Origin of the sequence: Streptomyces sp. P17, assembly GCF_032436805.1 — a bacterium.
Taxonomy (GTDB): Bacteria; Actinomycetota; Actinomycetes; order Streptomycetales; family Streptomycetaceae; genus Streptomyces.
In genome coordinates, this window is record NZ_JAVRBF010000954.1 from 1 (window position 1) to 265 (window position 265).

At 70.9% G+C, this 265-nt stretch carries 1 protein-coding gene; it reads right to left on the minus strand.

Translation table 11 applies throughout. The features are described 5' to 3' along the window. Positions 1-265, minus strand: a 265-nt coding sequence (locus RMT89_RS43545; protein WP_315889288.1) for an MATE family efflux transporter, incomplete at both ends; no start/stop codon positions are given.

Sequence of the window (265 nt, forward strand, 5' to 3'; positions counted from 1 at the left end):
GCCGCGCCTTGCGAGGAGAAGTAGAGGCATACGCCGACGCCGAAGAAGCCGAAGGCGGGGCCAGCCAGGCGGAAATAGGAATAGGCGGCCTCGGTGACGCCGGGATCACTGGTGAACAGCGACACCCACAGTCCGGGATTGATCGCGACGACGAGGCCGATCAGGCCGACGACGACGCCCGCCGAGGCCGCCGCGCTCCACGCCACGCGCCGCGCGCGCGCGACGAGTCCCGCGCCCATCGCCATGCCGACCATCGGGATCGAGG